Origin of the sequence: Rhodococcus sp. PAMC28707, from assembly GCF_004795915.1 — a bacterium.
GTDB lineage: Bacteria > Actinomycetota > Actinomycetes > Mycobacteriales > Mycobacteriaceae > Rhodococcoides.
The window spans coordinates 977,614-994,721 of the sequence record NZ_CP039253.1; the positions used below are offsets into that span (position 1 = coordinate 977,614).

At 61.6% G+C, this 17,108-nt stretch carries 13 protein-coding genes; all 13 read right to left on the minus strand.

Annotated elements, in window-relative coordinates:
- Positions 1-50: 50 nt before the first annotated feature.
- Positions 51-665 (minus strand): TetR/AcrR family transcriptional regulator, encoded by a 615-nt coding sequence (locus E5720_RS04290; RefSeq protein WP_136169599.1) that lies wholly within the window; start codon positions 663-665, stop codon positions 51-53.
- Positions 662-2,119: an amidohydrolase family protein gene (locus E5720_RS04295; protein WP_136169600.1), complete on the minus strand. Its 1,458-nt coding sequence runs from the start codon at positions 2,117-2,119 to the stop codon at positions 662-664. Before E5720_RS04295 ends, E5720_RS04290 begins: the two co-directional genes overlap by 4 nt.
- Before the next feature lie 73 nt (positions 2,120-2,192).
- A complete protein-coding gene (locus tag E5720_RS04300) occupies positions 2,193-4,133 on the minus strand; it encodes an acetoacetate--CoA ligase (RefSeq protein WP_136169601.1) in 1,941 nt (646 codons plus the stop codon).
- Positions 4,134-4,174: 41 nt separating this feature from the next.
- The gene (locus tag E5720_RS04305; protein ID WP_136169602.1) at positions 4,175-5,812 is read right to left on the minus strand and encodes an AMP-binding protein; all 1,638 of its coding nucleotides are present in this window, start codon (positions 5,810-5,812) and stop codon (positions 4,175-4,177) included.
- A 53-nt stretch (positions 5,813-5,865) separates the two neighbouring features.
- Entirely contained in the window at positions 5,866-6,633 is a 768-nt protein-coding gene (eutC, locus tag E5720_RS04310; RefSeq protein WP_136169603.1) for an ethanolamine ammonia-lyase subunit EutC, read from the minus strand.
- On the minus strand, positions 6,630-8,042 hold the full coding sequence (locus tag E5720_RS04315) for an ethanolamine ammonia-lyase subunit EutB (RefSeq protein WP_136169604.1): 1,413 nt from the start codon (positions 8,040-8,042) through the stop codon (positions 6,630-6,632). Before E5720_RS04315 ends, eutC begins: the two co-directional genes overlap by 4 nt.
- Complete coding sequence (eat, locus tag E5720_RS04320) at positions 8,039-9,478, minus strand: ethanolamine permease (protein WP_136169605.1); 1,440 nt, start codon at positions 9,476-9,478, stop codon at positions 8,039-8,041. Before eat ends, E5720_RS04315 begins: the two co-directional genes overlap by 4 nt.
- Before the next feature lie 115 nt (positions 9,479-9,593).
- Entirely contained in the window at positions 9,594-10,565 is a 972-nt protein-coding gene (locus E5720_RS04325; protein WP_136169606.1) for a cation diffusion facilitator family transporter, read from the minus strand.
- 38 nt (positions 10,566-10,603) lie between these two features.
- A complete protein-coding gene (locus E5720_RS04330) occupies positions 10,604-11,155 on the minus strand; it encodes a DUF779 domain-containing protein (protein WP_247596161.1) in 552 nt (183 codons plus the stop codon).
- A complete protein-coding gene (gene adh, locus E5720_RS04335; RefSeq protein ID WP_136169607.1) occupies positions 11,155-12,678 on the minus strand; it encodes an aldehyde dehydrogenase in 1,524 nt (507 codons plus the stop codon). Before adh ends, E5720_RS04330 begins: the two co-directional genes overlap by 1 nt.
- A 118-nt stretch (positions 12,679-12,796) precedes the next feature.
- On the minus strand, positions 12,797-14,092 hold the full coding sequence (locus E5720_RS04340) for a helix-turn-helix domain-containing protein (protein ID WP_136169608.1): 1,296 nt from the start codon (positions 14,090-14,092) through the stop codon (positions 12,797-12,799).
- A 128-nt stretch (positions 14,093-14,220) separates the two neighbouring features.
- The gene (mftG, locus tag E5720_RS04345) at positions 14,221-15,690 is read right to left on the minus strand and encodes a mycofactocin system GMC family oxidoreductase MftG (protein ID WP_247596162.1); all 1,470 of its coding nucleotides are present in this window, start codon (positions 15,688-15,690) and stop codon (positions 14,221-14,223) included.
- Positions 15,687-17,084, minus strand: coding sequence for a mycofactocin biosynthesis glycosyltransferase MftF (gene mftF / locus E5720_RS04350; protein ID WP_210730017.1), 1,398 nt, complete (start codon positions 17,082-17,084; stop codon positions 15,687-15,689). The genes mftG and mftF overlap by 4 nt, the downstream gene beginning before the upstream one ends.
- Positions 17,085-17,108 lie beyond the last annotated feature (24 nt).

Consider the following 17,108-nt stretch of genomic DNA (forward strand, 5'->3'; position numbering starts at 1 on the left):
AACTCGGCGAGGCCTGCGCAGGCATCCGCCAGTGTTGCCATCCCGCGAGACTATCGGCTACCACCGACAATTTTCCGTGCGATCGTCAGATACACCGCTGCAAGTTCTGGCGCCGAAAGTGGACCGTCGGGCCGATACCATCCTGCGATTCCGACGCACAGTGTCGTCACCGCCCGAGAGGCATCCTCGGGATACTCGGTGTCGAAATCGCCCGACTCGACGCCGTCGTGGACGATCGTGTCGAGCATGCGCTGCTGCTCGTCACGTTGACCGATGTACTCACTGCGGTTGTCGGCTTCGAGGCTGCGGATCTCGGTCGATCCGATGAACGCCTGATCCCGGCGATACATATGGAACAGGAGCAACGAAGTGACGACGGCATCGAAACGTGCGCTGGGCGAGGTCCCAGCTTCTGTTTCTGCGACCCTCGACCGTTGGAGCAAGTCGGCCATGGCTGCCTTCATCAGCCCCACCAGAAGGGCCTGTTTCGACGGAAAATGGTGATACAGCCCTGGTACGGAGAGTCCAGCGCGTGCTGCGATCTCACGCACCGAAGCCCCGTGGTAGCCCTGCTCGACGAAAGCGGCGAGGGCCGCAGCAAGCGGCGCGGAGAGCACCGAGCCCTCGTAGATGCGCCAACTACCTCGCTCGGCATCTCCACTCATAGTGGTCCAGCCTGCTCGAAGGTGACCTGTCCTGCGCGGACGGTGGCCAGAATCGGATCCGCGCGCAACTCGCGGTTGCTCAGATTCGCGGGGTGTTCGGCCAGTATCACCAGATCTGCCGCATCCCCGACGTCGACCGATCGGCGGCCCCCGCACGCCGCGGCCAAGGCGACGTCCAGCGGTAGCGCCTCCTCGACCTGCCACGGCCTTCGATCGTCGTCGGTACGCCACACGGCATCGGCTACGGCATCGAGCGGCGACGGCGCGCTGACCGGGGCGTCGGAGCCGAACAGCAGCTTTACGCCCGCGCGATGCAGCGAGGCATACGGGTAGGCGATCGAGGCTCGACCACACCACAGTTCGTCGGCGACGTCACGGTCGCTCATCGCATGCTGAGGCTGGATGGATGCTGCGACGCCTGCCGCGACGAACCGCTGCACGTCGGCAGGAAGGACCTGTTGAGCATGCTCGATCCGCCCGCCGATTCCGATGGTCTCGAACGCGTCCAGTGCGAGTGAGTTCGCGCGGTCACCGATGGCGTGGACAGCCGGCTGTATCCCGCCTTCGGATGCCTGTCGCATCAGTGCGCGAAGGTCTGCGGGTGTCTCGAGAAGTAGGCCGGTTCCGGAACCATCGGGATACGCGTCGTGACAGCATGCGGTTCGGGTGTTCAGTGAACCGTCGAACATCACTTTCAGCGGGCCGAGTGAAAGATGCCGCTCGTCACCGATGCGATCACCGGTCTTCGCGCCGAGGTACAACTCGTGTTCGAGCCATTGCGGCCACACTGCGATGGACACGTCGACGGATGACTGTCCGACGCCGGCGCGACGTAACCAGACAGCTCTGTTGTCCGCGTACTCGAAATCGGTCACGGCGGTGATGCCTCGTCGAGCCAATTCGGCGGTGGCGTCGAGAACACTGAGATCGCCGTGCTCGGTATCGGCCAGCCGGTCGAGAGCACCGAGACCTTCCATGCAGTCGCGATCGCGCAATATCCCCGTCGGATGATCGATGGACAGTTCGGCCAGAAGTGCCGGACTGAGCCACAGCGTGTGCAGATCCATGCTCGTGATAGCCACGAGGCGGTCCGGTAGGGCCCTCTGCAGCACATCCTTGTGTGGCACGTCGGGCCACAGTGCGTCGCGAAAACCTTGGGCGCGCAGTGTCCTTTTCCCGTACCGCTCCTCGGAGTGCACAAGGATGTCCACGACGGCAGCGGCAGAATCCGATTCCGAAACGTCGATCCGCGTCAACGATGCGGCCCACTGCGTCAGATGCACGTGATTGTCCACGAAACTGGGCAACAGCGCCCCTCCCCGACCGTCGAGGATCTCACCCTCGACAGCGCGCGAAAAACTTCCGGACGGGGTCACCTCGGCGATCCGACCACCGACCGTCTGCACTTCGTAGGTCGGGCCGCCCGCGGCGAGAACCACGTTTCTGATCAGCACCTCCGGACTCTAGAACACTCTCGCCGTGAAAGCGTGGGCCGGCCGAGTGGGAACCTCGGACGAAGGTGAAGCATCAGCGGCTGTGGTCTCGTCCACGTTCGACGAACCAATCCACGAGATCCGGTGTATCGACGGCCGATCGGTCGAGAATGCGAGCGGCGTCATCGCCCTGAAAGATCCGTTTGAGCGGAACCTCGAGCTTCTTCCCCGTCCTGGTGTGTGGGATTCCGGGTGCGGCGATGATCTCGTCGGGTACATGCCGAGGTGATGCGTGCTCCCGGATGACCGCCTTGATCCGTCCTCGTAGCGGCTCATCGAGTTCGGCACCCTCGGCCAGCACCACGAACAGCGGCATCCAATAGCTACCATCGCCGGATTCGATACCGAGGACGAGGGATTCGACCACCTCGGGTAAAGATTCGACGGCCTGGTAGATGTCGGCACTACCCATTCGAATACCGTTGCGGTTCAATGTCGAATCGGAACGTCCATGAACAATGACGCTGCCATGATCGGTGACGGTAATCCAGTCTCCGTGGCGCCAGACCCCTTCGAAGGTATCGAAGTACGCGTCGTGATATCGCGATCCGTCCTCGTCGTTCCAGAACCGGGTAGGCATCGACGGCATCGGCTTGGTAACCACGAGTTCTCCTACCTCGCCGGTCACCGACCGACCCTGGTCGTCGTACGCGGCCAGCGCGACGCCGAGGTACGGGGCCGACAGTTCGCCCGGCCATACCGGCACCGTGCGCACCCCGCCCGCGAACGCCGAGACCACATCGGTCCCACCCGAGATCGAGAATACCGGGACGTCGCGGCTGATGTTGTCTGCCAACCAGGTCGACGATGTGGCCGGTAGCGAAGACCCGGTGATCCCGATTGCCCGTAGCGCACCGAGGTCGTGATCCTCACCTGGGTGTGAACCCGCCTTGATGCAGGACAGCACGTACCCCGGGCTCGTTCCCAAGAAGGTGACCTTCTGTGCAGCAGCAATTTTCCACAGCGCATCGGCCGTCGGGAAGCCCGGGCTACCGGACGAAGTCACGATGGTGGCGCCGACGAGGAGACCTGCCACCTGAAAATTCCACATCATCCAACTTGGGCTCGTGTACCAGAAGAACGTGTCGTTCGGTCCGATATCCGATTGCAGTCCAACGGACTTGAGATGTTCGAGCAGAACTCCACCATGACTGTGCACGATCCCCTTGGGCAAACCCGTGGTACCCGAGGAGAACACTATCCACAGCGGGTGGTCGAAAGGAACAGGAACACTGGTCCACACGCACTCGCCGGCAGTGGCCTCGTCCCACGTGATCGATCCTGCAGTGACATGCGCGCCGACCTGGACGACGAGATCGACCGTCGGCAAGTTCTCACGCAACGCGCTCACGTCCGCAGTCTTGTCGTGGTATTTGCCGCCGTAGGAGTACCCATCGGCACTGATCAGCACCTTGGGATCCAGTTGCCCCAAGCGATCCGATGCGGCAGATGCGGAGTAGTCCTGTCCACACGCTGACCACACCGCGCCGATGCTTGCCACCGCAAGAAACGCGATCACCGTCTCGGGAATGTTGGGAAGGTAGCCGACGACGCGGTCTCCTTTCGCTACACCGCGCGTCTTCAATGTCTCGGCCAGCGACGCTGCCTGTCTGGTCAACTCGTGCCAGGACAGTCGGGTGATCGTTCCGTCCTCGTGTGCGTGCAGGATCGCAGGCCGATCGGTTCGGATATTCCGCTCGACCTGGTCGACGTAGTTCAGCGCGGCGCCGGTAAACCACTGTGCCCCCGGCATATCGGTCGATTCGAGAATTGAGGTGGGTCGATCGGCAGCGATGATGTCGAAGTAATCCCACACCGCGCGCCAGAAATCGGGGAGGTTCTCGGTGGACCATGTCCACAGCGATCGATAATCGGTCAGGTCGAGAGCGTGCCGCCGTTGGACGTAGCGCTGAAAGTCCGTGATGCGAGCATTCTCGATGTCCTCGGTCGACGGCGTCCACTGCGTATCGGTCATATGATTCAGTATTCCCGACGGCGCCCGATCCTCGTCATAGGTCACTGCGACTCCATGTCCAGCATTCCGATGGACTTCTCACGCATCTCGACTTTCCGCACCTTTCCAGTGACCGTTGTCGGGAATTCATCGACCACGTGAACGTATCGCGGGATCTTGTAGCCTGCCAGTTTTCCCTCGCTGAATGCACGAACCGCAGCGGCGTCGAGCGGTACCGAATTGTCCCTCATCCTTATCCACACCATCAGTTCTTCGCCGTACTTCGCGTCGGGAACTCCGATTACCTGAGCGTCGAGTATGTCGGGGTGGGAGTACAGAAACTCCTCGATCTCTCGGGGGTAGATGTTTTCTCCCCCTCGGATGACCATGTCCTTGATCCGCCCTGTGACGGCGACGTAACCGTCGGCGTCCATGACTCCGATGTCACCGGTGTGCATCCACGCCTCGGCATCGATGGCCTCGGCGGTCTTTTCCGGGTTCTGCCAATACCCGGCCATGACGGAATAGCCTCGTGTGCACAGCTCCCCCGGCTCACCGCGCGGTGCGGTCTCCCCGGTCGTCGGGTCGACGATCTTCACCTCTAGATGCGGACCTACTGCACCCACCGTCGAGACTCGTTGGTCGATAGTGTCCTCGCTACGAGTTTGCAGCGAGACGGGCGAAGTCTCGGTCATGCCATAGCAAATGGACACCTCACTCATTCCCATTCTGTCGATCACCTGCTTCATGATCTCCGCAGGGCAGGGCGAACCCGCCATGATGCCGGTCCGCAGACTCGACAGGTCGAACGAATCGAACTCAGGCAGAGCAAGTTCGGCGATGAACATCGTCGGAACGCCGTACAGCGATGTGCACCTCTCCTTCTCGACGGCGGCGAGCGTGGCAGCAGGTTCGAATGCACGTCCCGGGATCACCATGGCGCTGCCGTGGCTTGTACAGGCAAGGTTGCCCATGACCATGCCGAAGCAGTGATAGAACGGCACCGGGATACATACTCGGTCCTCGGCCGTGTAGTGGCACAGCTCGCCGACGAAGAATCCGTTGTTCAAAATGTTGCTATGACTCAGCGTGGCACCCTTGGGGAATCCTGTTGTACCCGAGGTGTATTGAATATTGATCGCATCATCGACCCTCAGTTGGTCCTGCACGTCGGCGACCATTCGTGGTCGATCGGCCAGCGCGCGGTGCCCGTGGTCGGTCATCAATTCCCACCCGAAGCTGCCGATGTACACGACTTCCCTCAGATCAGGAGCTTCAGGACGGGCTTCCTCGATCATGGCCGCGTAATCCGCTCCCTTGAACTCCTGCGCCGACAACAGGACCGACACGCCTGATTGCTTCAGTACGAACCGCAACTCGTGGGTGCGGTAGGCCGGGTTGATATTGACCAGAATGGCTCCGATTTTGGCGCACGCGTACTGCGCCAGTACCCACTCCGGGCAGTTCGGCGCCCACACACCGACGCGATCGCCCTTCATGACGCCCTGCACCAGAAGACCTGCGGCCAACAGTTCCACGTCCGCGAGAAACTCCGAATAGGTCCACCGTCGGTCGGTCACGACATCTATCAACGCATCACGCCCACCGTACAGCGATGCAGTGCGATCCAGGTTTGCTCCGATAGTGTCTGCGAGCAGCGGCTGAGACGACGCTCCCGACGCATAGCTGAGTGTCTCCATGACTCCCACGATAGTGAGCTGGATCACTGAGGACCACCCCCGGACAGGGGTGCTCACTCGAGCGTCATGGTCTCCGAGGCCTCGAGAACGTCGGCTCGAGAAGTGTCCTTCAGCGCCACACCCGACCGCCCCAGGCTGCGCGCCCCCCGCACGAGTCCGGCAACGATCTTGGCGGATTGCCGATAGCCCAATCCTTCCGGTGGGTGAATGTTCGAGATGCAGTTTCGGTCGGCGTCCGACCTGCCCGGCGCAGGCAGATGCGTCAGATAGATGCCCAGGCTGTCCGCCACCGACAGCCCGGGGCGTTCACCGATCAGCACGACGACAGTGCGCACCCCCATCACCTCTGCGATGTGATCGCCCAGTGCCACCCGCGCCTCGGTCGCGATGACCGGCGGCGCCATCGTGTACAGGTCTGCCAATTCCTCGACAAGCGCTTTCAACATCGAGGTTCCATGATCGGTCAGTGCGCGCGGCGAGAGTCCGTCGCTCAGCACGAATCCGATATCGAACTCCCCCGGCGTGATCGAGGACAGATCCTGGGGCTGTCGGCCCAGGTCCGGTCTGCGGAGATACTCCGCGCGTGATGTCGCCTTCGATGTCACGACGGCAGGAGTACCGATCCCTACCCGCTCGACGGCGACTGTGAACGAGTCCACCTCCAGCGGCGTGTGCACGGCGTCACGAGCCGCGGCATGTGCGGACCTGAGCTCTAGAACACGCCGCGTCGGCAGTGAATCGCCAGTGCGGCCCAGCCCAATTCGAGCCTGTGTACTGCGCCTCAGGTCCGCCCAGAAGTCGGTGGGTTCGATCTCGGTCATCGCGTGCCCGTCAGCGCTCGTAACGGAGAACCCGTTGCGTCGACGTCGAGTATCCGGCCATGGGAGTCCACCATGCCCAGGCGATCGAGCCAGGCTGCGAATTCGGGAGCAGGCTTCAACCCCAATACCTGGCGCACGTACAAGACGTCGTGGAAACTCGAACTCTGATAGCCGAGCATGACGTCGTCCGCACCGGGAACAGCGATGACGAAGGCCACTCCGGCGGCGCCGAGCAGCGTCAACAGCGTGTCCATATCGTCCTGATCGGCCTCGGCGTGGTTGGTATAACAGACGTCGACACCCATCGGTAGGCCGAGCAACTTTCCACAGAAGTGGTCCTCGAGCCCGGCTCTGATGATCTGCTTACCGTCGTAGAGGTACTCGGGTCCGATGAATCCGACGACGGTGTTGACCAGCAACGGTTCGAGGTCGCGGCATACCGCATACGCCCGCGTCTCCAGGGTTTGCTGGTCGACTGGTTTTCCTCCCATTCCAAGGTGCGCGCCGGCGCTCAGCGCTGAGCCCTGGCCGGTCTCGAGATACATGACGTTGTTGCCGACGGTTCCCCTGTGCAGCGATCGACCTGCTTCGTTGGCTTCACGGAGGAGCGAAACATTCACGCCGAAACCAGAATTGGCGCCCTCGGTCCCCGCGACGGATTGAAAGACCAGGTCGACGGGAACACCTTTTTCGATCAGCTCCATCGTCGTCGTGACGTGCGAGAGGACGCAGGACTGGGTCGGGATCTCGAAGCGCTGACGGATGTCATCGAGGAGATGTAGTAGATCCGACGTCGCATGAGGTGAATCGGTCGCCGGGTTGATTCCGATGACTGCGTCCCCAGACCCCAACAGCAACCCGTCCAGCGTCGCCGCCGCGATACCGCGCGGATCGTCGGTCGGATGATTGGGTTGCAGCCTCGTGGCGAGGGTTCCCGGCAGGCCTATCGTCGTACGGAACGCTGCGGTGACCTCGGCAGCGCGTGCCACCGCGATCAGATCCTGGTTCCGCATGATCTTGCTGACTGCCGCCACCATCTCCGGGGTGAGGCCGGGCGCAACTGCACGTAGCGTCGCCGCAGCAGAGGTCGAGGCGGCTGTGTCCAGAAGCCAGTCACGGAGTCCACCCACCGTGAGGTGGGAGACGGCGCCGAACGCGACTCGGTCGTGCGAGTCGATGATGAGTCTGGTGACTTCGTCGGTTTCGTAGGGAACCAGAAGGTCCTGCAGGAATACTGCGAGGGAGACTTCCGACAGTGCCCACTGTGCTGCGGCACGCTCTGCGTCGGATTGTGCTGCGCACCCGGCTAATTCGTCGCCCGAGCGCAATGGCGTCGCTTTGGCCATCAGTTCCACGAGAGAGTCGAACTGGTAGGTGGTGCCCGATATCTGCTGCGTGTAGATGGTCATTCGAGCTCAGCTTCCGCCTTCGCCAGCGCGGCGAACTCTTCGTCGGGCGAGTTCGCGACCAGGTGATGACGGCTGTAGATACCGAAATACAGCATGAACGCAGCGAATACGCCCAGGCACCAGAGCGCGGCAGTACTGTCGACCAGGAACGTTGCGACCACGGCCAGCGCGGCGACTACCAGGGCGAAGCCGGTAGTGACGACTCCACCGGGAGTGCGGTACGGGCGTTCCATCTCCGGTTCCTTGCGACGCAGCACGATGTGGCTGATCATCATCAGAACGTAACTCAGCGCGGCGCCGAAGACTGCCATGTTGAGCAACATCGCACCCTGCCCCGTGAGCGAGAGCAGAAAGCCGATGATGCCGGGCACGATGAGTGCAAGGACGGGAGCTTTACGAGAGTTGGTGACAGAGAGCGTCTTCGGTAGGTATCCGGCACGAGAGAGCGCAAACAACTGCCTCGAGTAGGCGTACATGATCGAGAAGAAGCTGGCAACGAGGCCGGCAAGTCCGATGTAGTTCACCACCTTGGCGGCTCCGCTGTCGCCGAGCGCCTCCACCAGTGGATTGCCCGATGACTGCATCGCCTCGGCTCCGCCTGCGCCCGTGACGAGGAAGAGTACCGACGCACCGGTGACCAGCAGGATGCCCATCGCAGCGATGATTCCGCGCGGTACGTTCTTGGTCGGGTCCTTGGCCTCCTCCGCGGCGAGCGGCACTCCCTCCACTGCGAGGAAGAACCAGATGGCGAACGGGACCGCTGACCAGATTCCGAGGTATCCGAACGGCAGGAAGCTCGACGCGCCTGCTGCATCCGTCGGGGCGATGTCGGTGAGGTTGCTCGCGTCGAACTTGCCCAGTGCGGCGAGGACGAAGATCACCAATCCGACCAACGCGATGGCGGTGATGACGAACATGATCTTCAGCGCTTCACCGGCGCCGGTGAGGTGAATGCCGATGAAAATCGCGTACACCGCCAGATATACCCACCACCCATCGGTGATTCCGAAAAGGCCGAGAGATTCGACGTATGCCCCGATGAAGGTGGCGATCGCTGCCGGAGCTATCGCGTATTCGATGAGAATTGCCGTACCGGTGGCGAACCCACCCCAAGGCCCGAGTGCACGCCTGGCGAAGGTGTAGCCGCCTCCCGCCGCTGGGAGTGCCGAGGACATTTCGGCCATCCCGAGCACCATCGCCAAATACATTCCAGCGATCAGTACGCCCGCGATGAGAAGCCCTCCGAACCCACCTTGTTCGAGACCGAAGTTCCACCCCGAATAGTCCCCGGAGATAACGTAACTGACACCGAGTCCGGCGAGGAGGACCCAACCGGCCGTGCCCTTCTTCAACGTTCGTTTGGCGAGGTAGTCGCCGCCTTCGACGTGTGAATCGACACCGCCGTGATGGGATGCCGTCGGATCGCTGACAGACATGAAAATCCTCTCGTGCAAATGGAGGCTCTCGCGCGTTGGTTGCGCGAGTCGGCTCAAGATAGGCCCGCTGTGTAAGCAAAATGTCATCTTTCGATGACGAGGGAATTACGGCGTCCTACGTCACTTGGTTGACGTCACCGATGTCGCCCTCGTCCGGTTCCGCGACTGTCAGCACTGCGTCCACAACAGCCTTGTTGGTCTCGAGCTCACGCTCCAGTCGCCGGAGCGTGCGCGCGATCGACGATTCGACGGCGTCACCGACGAGATCGACACTTGCCACAACATAGATCTGCTTGGGCCCAACGAATTCGATACGAACGAAGTTCACCGACGCAACACCTGGTAGCTCTTCGATCCTGTCGACTACTGCTTGCCATAGTGCTCGCGACCCGGGTTCGCCGGTGAGAAAACGGCGGTTCCGGTCGATCAGAACGAATGCGACGATTGCCAGAAGTATGCCGACGAGAATGGAACCCATCGCATCCCACGCCGCGTTGCCGGTGAGCTGGTGCAGCCCGATTCCGACTCCTGCAATGACCAGGCCGATCAACGCAGCAGTGTCCTCGGCGAAGACCGCGCGAAGCGTCGGGTCCGAAGTCTGCAATGCCTGGTCGAGAAAGTCGCGTTTGTACTCCGCTGCCTCACGACGAATTTGGCGAACGGACTGGAGAAACGACACTCCTTCCAGAACGAAGGCAATCACCAGCACGCCATAGGCCATCGCATAGTTCTCGGTGCTGGACTCGCCTGCGAACAATGACGTGATTCCGTGCCAGATCGACACGGCCGCACCTGCGACGAACAATCCGACGGCCGCAAGCGTCGACCAGAAGTAGGTCTCTCGTCCGTGCCCGAGCGGACGTTCGTCGTCCGGGCCGCGCGAGCCCCGCTTATTGGCGACGAGCAGAAATATCTCGTTGCCGGTGTCTGCCCACGAGTGCGCGGCCTCGGCAACCAGCGAAGCGGAACCGGTGGTGACTGCGGCTGCAGTCTTCGCGACAGCGACGCCTAAATTCGCCACGAAGGCGATGACGACGGTGCGGAAGCTGTCGCTGCCGGTGACTGGAGCGGTCGCGGAACTCTTCATCGGTTCGACACTCTTCATCGGTTCGGACTGGCAGGGCGTCAGCCCTGGAGCATCCCGGGTACCGGGCACGCGTCTGCAGCTTCGGCGACCACCAGGTGCTCGCCCGGAACTTCGGGCCTGCGTCCCTCTTCCCAATCGAGGCCGATAAGCGGCGGATGCTGCTCGAGAAGGTCGTTCTCCACTGCCGTGTATGCGCGTCCTCGACTGAGAAAGCGCACGCCCTCGGGTGATTCCAAGGAAAAGCCCCCACCGCGTCCCGGCACGACGTCCAGTACGAGTTGAGTGTGCTTCCACGCTTGGAACTGAGAGCCAGATATCCATACCGGAACGGCGTAACTGCCTTCGGGAAGGTCGTCCGGGATATCTCCCACGCCGAGACGTAGGTCCAGAAGACCCAACAACACATCCCGGTCACCGACGATGAATTCCCCTGCGGGATAACACATCGGCGACGACCCGTCACAGCACCCGCCGGACTGATGCATCATCAGTTCGCCGTGGATACCACCGAGGCGACAGAGAAGCTCCATCGCCCCGGCGGTTGCTCGTAGACGCGCAGGCGGGGCCGGAGCCGCAGGCCTGCCGGCCATCAGAAGAAGCCCTGAGCCTTTTGGGCGTAGCTCACCAGAAGGTTCTTCGTCTGCTGGTAGTGATCGAGCATCATCTTGTGATTCTCACGTCCGATGCCCGACTGCTTGTACCCACCGAACGCGGAGTGTGCTGGGTACTGGTGGTAGGTGTTGGTCCACACTCGACCAGCCTTGATGTCGCGGCCGGCGCGGTACGCCACTCCTCCGTCTCGTGACCAGACGCCGGCCCCGAGTCCGTAGAGCGTGTCGTTCGCGATGTCGATGGCCTCGTCGTAATCCTTGAACGACGTCACCGAAACGACCGGCCCGAAGATCTCCTCCTGGAAGATCCGCATGTTGTTTTTGCCGGTGAAGATCGTCGGTTGCATGTAGTAGCCGCCGTTGAGATCTCCACCGAGTTGGGCGCGCTCGCCGCCGGTGACGATCTGTGCACCTTCACCCTTGCCGATTTCGATGTAGGACAGGATTTTTTCGAGCTGATCGTTACTGGCCTGTGCACCTATCATCGTCTCGGTGTCCAGCGGATCACCCTGACGCACAGCCTTCGTGCGGATCGCAGCGAGAGCCAGGAACTCGTCGAAGATGTCGGCCTGGATGAGCGAACGCGACGGGCAGGTGCATACCTCACCTTGATTGAGCGCGAACATCGTGAAGCCTTCGAGCGCCTTGTCCTGGTAGTCGTCGTTGTGGGCAAGGACGTCGGAGAAGAAGACGTTGGGGCTCTTGCCACCGAGCTCGAGTGTGACCGGAATCAGGTTCTGCGACGCGTACTGCATGATCAGGCGGCCAGTGGTGGTCTCACCGGTGAAGGCGATCTTGGCGATCCGGGGGCTGGATGCGAGTGGCTTTCCTGCTTCCACGCCGAAACCGTTGACGATGTTGAGGACTCCAGGCGGCAAGAGGTCGCCGATGATCGAAATCAAATGGAGGATCGAGGCCGGCGTCTGCTCGGCAGGCTTGAGCACGACGGCATTACCGGCAGCGAGTGCGGGCGCGAGCTTCCAGACTGCCATGAGGATCGGGAAGTTCCAGGGAATGATCTGCCCGACCACGCCGAGTGGCTCGTGAAAGTGGTAAGCGACAGTGTCGTTGTCGATCTCGGAAAGCGAACCTTCCTGTGCACGAATACAACCCGCGAAGTAACGAAAGTGGTCCACTGCCAGGGGGATATCCGCGTTCAGGGTTTCGCGGATCGGCTTGCCGTTGTCCCAGGACTCGGCGAGCGCAATGGACTCGAGGTTCTCGGCGATTCGGTCAGCGATCTTGTTGAGAATCACGGCGCGCTCGGCAGCGGATGTCTTACCCCATGCGGGAGCAGCGGCATGCGCAGCATCGAGAGCCAGCTCGATGTCCTCGGCGGTCGAGCGAGCGACCTCGCAAAAATTCTCACCGGTGACGGGGGTCGGGTTCTCGAAGTACTGCCCCTTGACCGGCGGCACCCATTCTCCACCGATCCAGTTTTCGTAGCGTGGCTGGAACGACATGACTGCTTCGGCCGTACCGGGACGGGCATAGACGGACATCTAGTGACTCCTTCTGATCAACCGAACTGATGTGATTCAGAACACTAGGGTTTGCAACGTTGCAACTACGTTGCTGTGCAGTGCCGCAACTACGTTGCCGCAGTGCACATGGATCGAATCAGACACCCAACTGACGATCGAGTAGATCGATACGCGCGTTGACCTGGCCGTAGAGCGCAGAATCTGCGTTCAAGGTGGCGCGATACGCCTCCCAGGCGATTACGTCGGTGCGACCGTGGATCGAGGAGGTCCACTGGGCGAGCAAGACAGGGTCCCCGACACGAAGCAGGGCTGCTTGCATCCTGGATCGCAGTTCTTCGCGAATTTCGTCGATGCCGGGTGCCGACGAACCGGGAAGCACGGGCCCCGAGTAGATCCGCATCGCGGCCTCGACGTCACCGCGGTCGAGCGCACGGCGAATATCACCTACATCCGAGGCCAGTTCACCGACCAACCGGTACGGTCGGGATGCGAGCCCGGACGCGCCGAAGGTCTTCCGTAGCCGCGACATCTCGGCTCGGATCGTCACAGAGTCGAGCTCGTGTTCATCGAGTAGCACAGCGAGATGATCCGAACTCAAACCTTCAGGGTGATCACCCAGCAGCAACAGTATTTCGGCATGCCGTTGCGACAGCGCCGACCTACCGCTGCCACGCACCAACCCTGGCCGCCCGCTCCCGAGCACTTCGAGACGAGGGGCTGTGTCCCCCAGCGACTTCGGTGAATTCATCAGGTGCACCCGAAGCTCGGACTCGGCAGCCGCCACGGTCGCACGGATCAATGAGAGCACCTCGGGCACAGCAACTCTCGGACCACCGGTGATATCGATTGCGCCTAGAATATGTCCACTCGTCGGATGATGTACGGGAGCCGCCGAACAACTCCACTCGTGCACCGAACGGGAAAAATGCTCAGCCGCAAAGATCTGGACGCAATGATCGATGGCGAGCGCCGTCCCGGGTGCATTGGTTCCCTTGGACTCCTCACTCCAATCGGCACCCTCGGCGAAGTTCATGGTGAGAGCGCGATCCTTGGCGGTCGCATCCCCCTCAACCCACAACAATCTGCCCTCGGCATCGGAAATCGCAACCAGCAGACCGGTGTCGGCTGCGTCCTCGACGAGCAGCTTGCGGATGACCGGCCTGATGATCGACATCGGGTGACCGTCGCGATATCGCTCGAGTTCGGCGCCGGACAGGGCGAGCGAATCGTTTCCACCGTCCGGATTCACACCCTTGGTTCGGCTGCGCAACCAAGAGTCCAGTACTACCGATCGGACGGAATCGGACGATGGCGGTTCGTCGTCGACGAAGAGCCGGTGCGCGGTGGACATCTCGCGGGCGAGAACATCGACGTCCTCACCTGGGCGAACGGCAATCCAGGGGTTGCCCTGCCCTGGAAATCTAGCTGTCATTCCGATGCACGCCTTCCCACATGTTCACGTCACTGTAACGCAGCTCACATGGTTCAGGATACAGCTGTGCATTTACCGCACCGACCTGCGAGGTGTGTGGTCGAGAGCAGGTACATCGGGAAAAGGACTTACGTGGCGGACGCAGAAAGCATGGCCGCCGCACGCTCGGCAAGCATGACTGCAGTCGCATGCGGTCCACGCGTGGGGACAACAGGAAAGGCAGACGTGTCGGCCACCATCAGACCCTCGAGCCCCCGCACCTGCAACCTATCGTCGAGAACGCTGTTGTCGTTGCCCATCGCGCAACTCCCCGAAAGATGAAGCGAGGTACCCAGCCGACTCGACAGAGGATCACCGAGGTCATCGAGTATCTCGATCGGACAGCTCCTCGATAGCCGTCCGAGCAGTTCGGCAACACGATCGAGCCCCGCCTGGACTGCGCGTCGATCGCCCACCGACTCCAAATATCGATATTTCACGAGTGGGGAAACCGTAGGATCGGTGGACACCAGCCGGATGTCGCCGCGACTGTCCGATCTCATCAAGCCGACACCGATCATCGGGTCGCCGATCGGCAACCCAGGGATCAGTCGATCGAATGCCGCTGTGTAAGGACGTATTTCCAGATCGTCGACATGCAGCACTTCCTGCAGTGGTGACGCAAGCTCGGATTGGATCGGTGTTCGATAGCAGACGCCGACTTCCGGGTGGTCACTGAAATCCCGACCCACGTAGGGGTGATCCAACACAACCGGAACACCTTTCTCCACAAGATGATCCGCAGGGCCTACACCAGAAAGCATGAGCAATTGTGGGGTACGGACCGACCCCGCACAGAGGACCACCGATGGGGCCATGAACCGCGAAACATGCCCTTTACGAATCACTTCCACACCAGTAGCGCGGGTCCGATCGAACAGCACTGCAACGACAGTGGATTCCGTCAAGACATCGAGATTGGATCGGTCGAGGACCGGAAGCAGATATGCTGCAGCAGCATTCACTCTGCGCCCGTCGACGACATTGAGTGGCACCGCTCCCATTCCACCGAAAGAAGACGGATCGTTCATGTCCGGATCCCCGGGATAACCGAGCGCCATCGCCGCGTCGTGGAACAGTTTCGTGATCTCGTTCTGCGCCCCGCGGGGGGTCCGCGCTACCGGCATCGGACCACCTCGGCCATGCCACTCGCCGGAGAAGTCCAGATCGGTTTCCGACTTCAAGAAGTAGGGCAACACCTCGTCGTAAGACCAGGAAGCCGGCCAGGCATCGAAGTCTTGCGGCCTACCCCGCACGAAGTACCCACCGTTGACTGCTCCGGAGCCTCCGAGGACTCGACCCCGAGAGATCCAGCGGGTGATCTCCGGCGTCAGTTCCGCACGGTACGACGACGTCCAGGGGCTCGAGGGCCCGACCGGTAGGACATGTGCGTTCAGGATCTCCGGCGGATACGTCCCATCGCTCGAGAGCCCGGGCCCACTTTCGAGAAGCACTACCCGACAATCCGGATTCGCGCTCGCTCGCGATGCGACAACGGAGCCACAAGACCCGCCACCTACGACGATCACATCGGCGTACGAAGTCTCGAGCGTGCTCACGTGTCCATGCGCGGAGTCAACGCCTTCAAGCTCCGGGACTCGGCGGCACCTCGCCATAGGCCTGTGCCGTACGCGATGTCGTCGACCCGCTTGAAGAAGGCATACCGTATCGGATCCAAGCCACCGAGTTCGCGGTGGTTGTACCAGTCGGCCAGCGCTTCGGCAACGGCAAGTCCGAGTGCAATCTTCCTGATTCGACTCGAAAGCAACACTGCGAGCAGGGTTATCGGCCAATAGTGCCGACACATCGCCGATGCAAGTTGCCAAATCCCTGCAATAAATCCTTCGGCGGCGAGTATCGCGGCGATGCGCGTGGGCTGATCGAGACCGACGAACATCTTACGTAGTCGACCGATGGTCACTGCGAGAGTCGCCAGTGCGCCCAGCAGCCCGAGCTTGGTGAAACTGATAGCCAACAAGGTGGCGATCAGGGTCCAGGGTGACATCGAAATCGGCGGGACCATTCCGGGGTGACGCTCGGCAAGAGGGCTGGCGCCGGTGCCGTAGAACAGTTTGCGGCCGAACCACCGTCCGAACGTCACTCGATGATCGTGAGCAACGTGCGCAACGGGCTCGTATCGCAATCGCCACCCGGCTTCCTGCAACCTCCAGCACAGATCGACGTCCTCGGCAACATGCATGGATTCGTCGAATCCATTGCATTCCTCGGCTACGTGCCTGCGTATCAACATCGCTGCGCTGGGAACGTAGGACACCGAACTACCCGCCCGAACAGCCGCTTCCCGGCGACCGAGGTCGAGAGAGGAGCGAGCATGCTCATACCTGGCCAAGGCATTGCCCTCGGGTTCGAGGGCGACGATACGAGGAGCGACGAGCGCCACCGCCGGATCCGAGAAGTGCCCCAGCATTACCTCGAGCCATCCCTTGCGGGGAACGACATCCGAGTCGAGAAAGGCGACGAAATCTGTTGTTGCACTCCGAAGTCCCGTGTTGCGCGCGGCCGCAGGCCCTCGCGAGGTCTCGTGCCGTAGGACCGTCACCCCACCGACGGTCCAGGCCATCGGCGGCGCGGTCACCGGCTCGTCGGATCCGTCGTCGACGATGATGACGTTCAAGCCGTGGAGCGCAGGAAGCAACCTGCCGAGACCGGAGGCATTGTTCTTCATCGGAACGACGACAGTCACGTCCTGCGGAGACGGAATGGACATCGGCCGCGGGTTGGCGACTCCCGAGTCCAGAAGTTTACGAGCAACGAGCGCCGACTGCGAGTCGGTGACCTCGAGAAAACCGTCGCCGATCATGGCGGCAGCGGTAGGTGCAAGCTTCAACATTCTGGTGGGTGAGCCACCGATCAACACTCGGCCGTCGGAGTATTTACGAACACGAGGATCGACTCGCACCCCGAATCCATCAGGTAACCGACCTTGACCCATCAGGTGATCGTAAGCGGACATTGC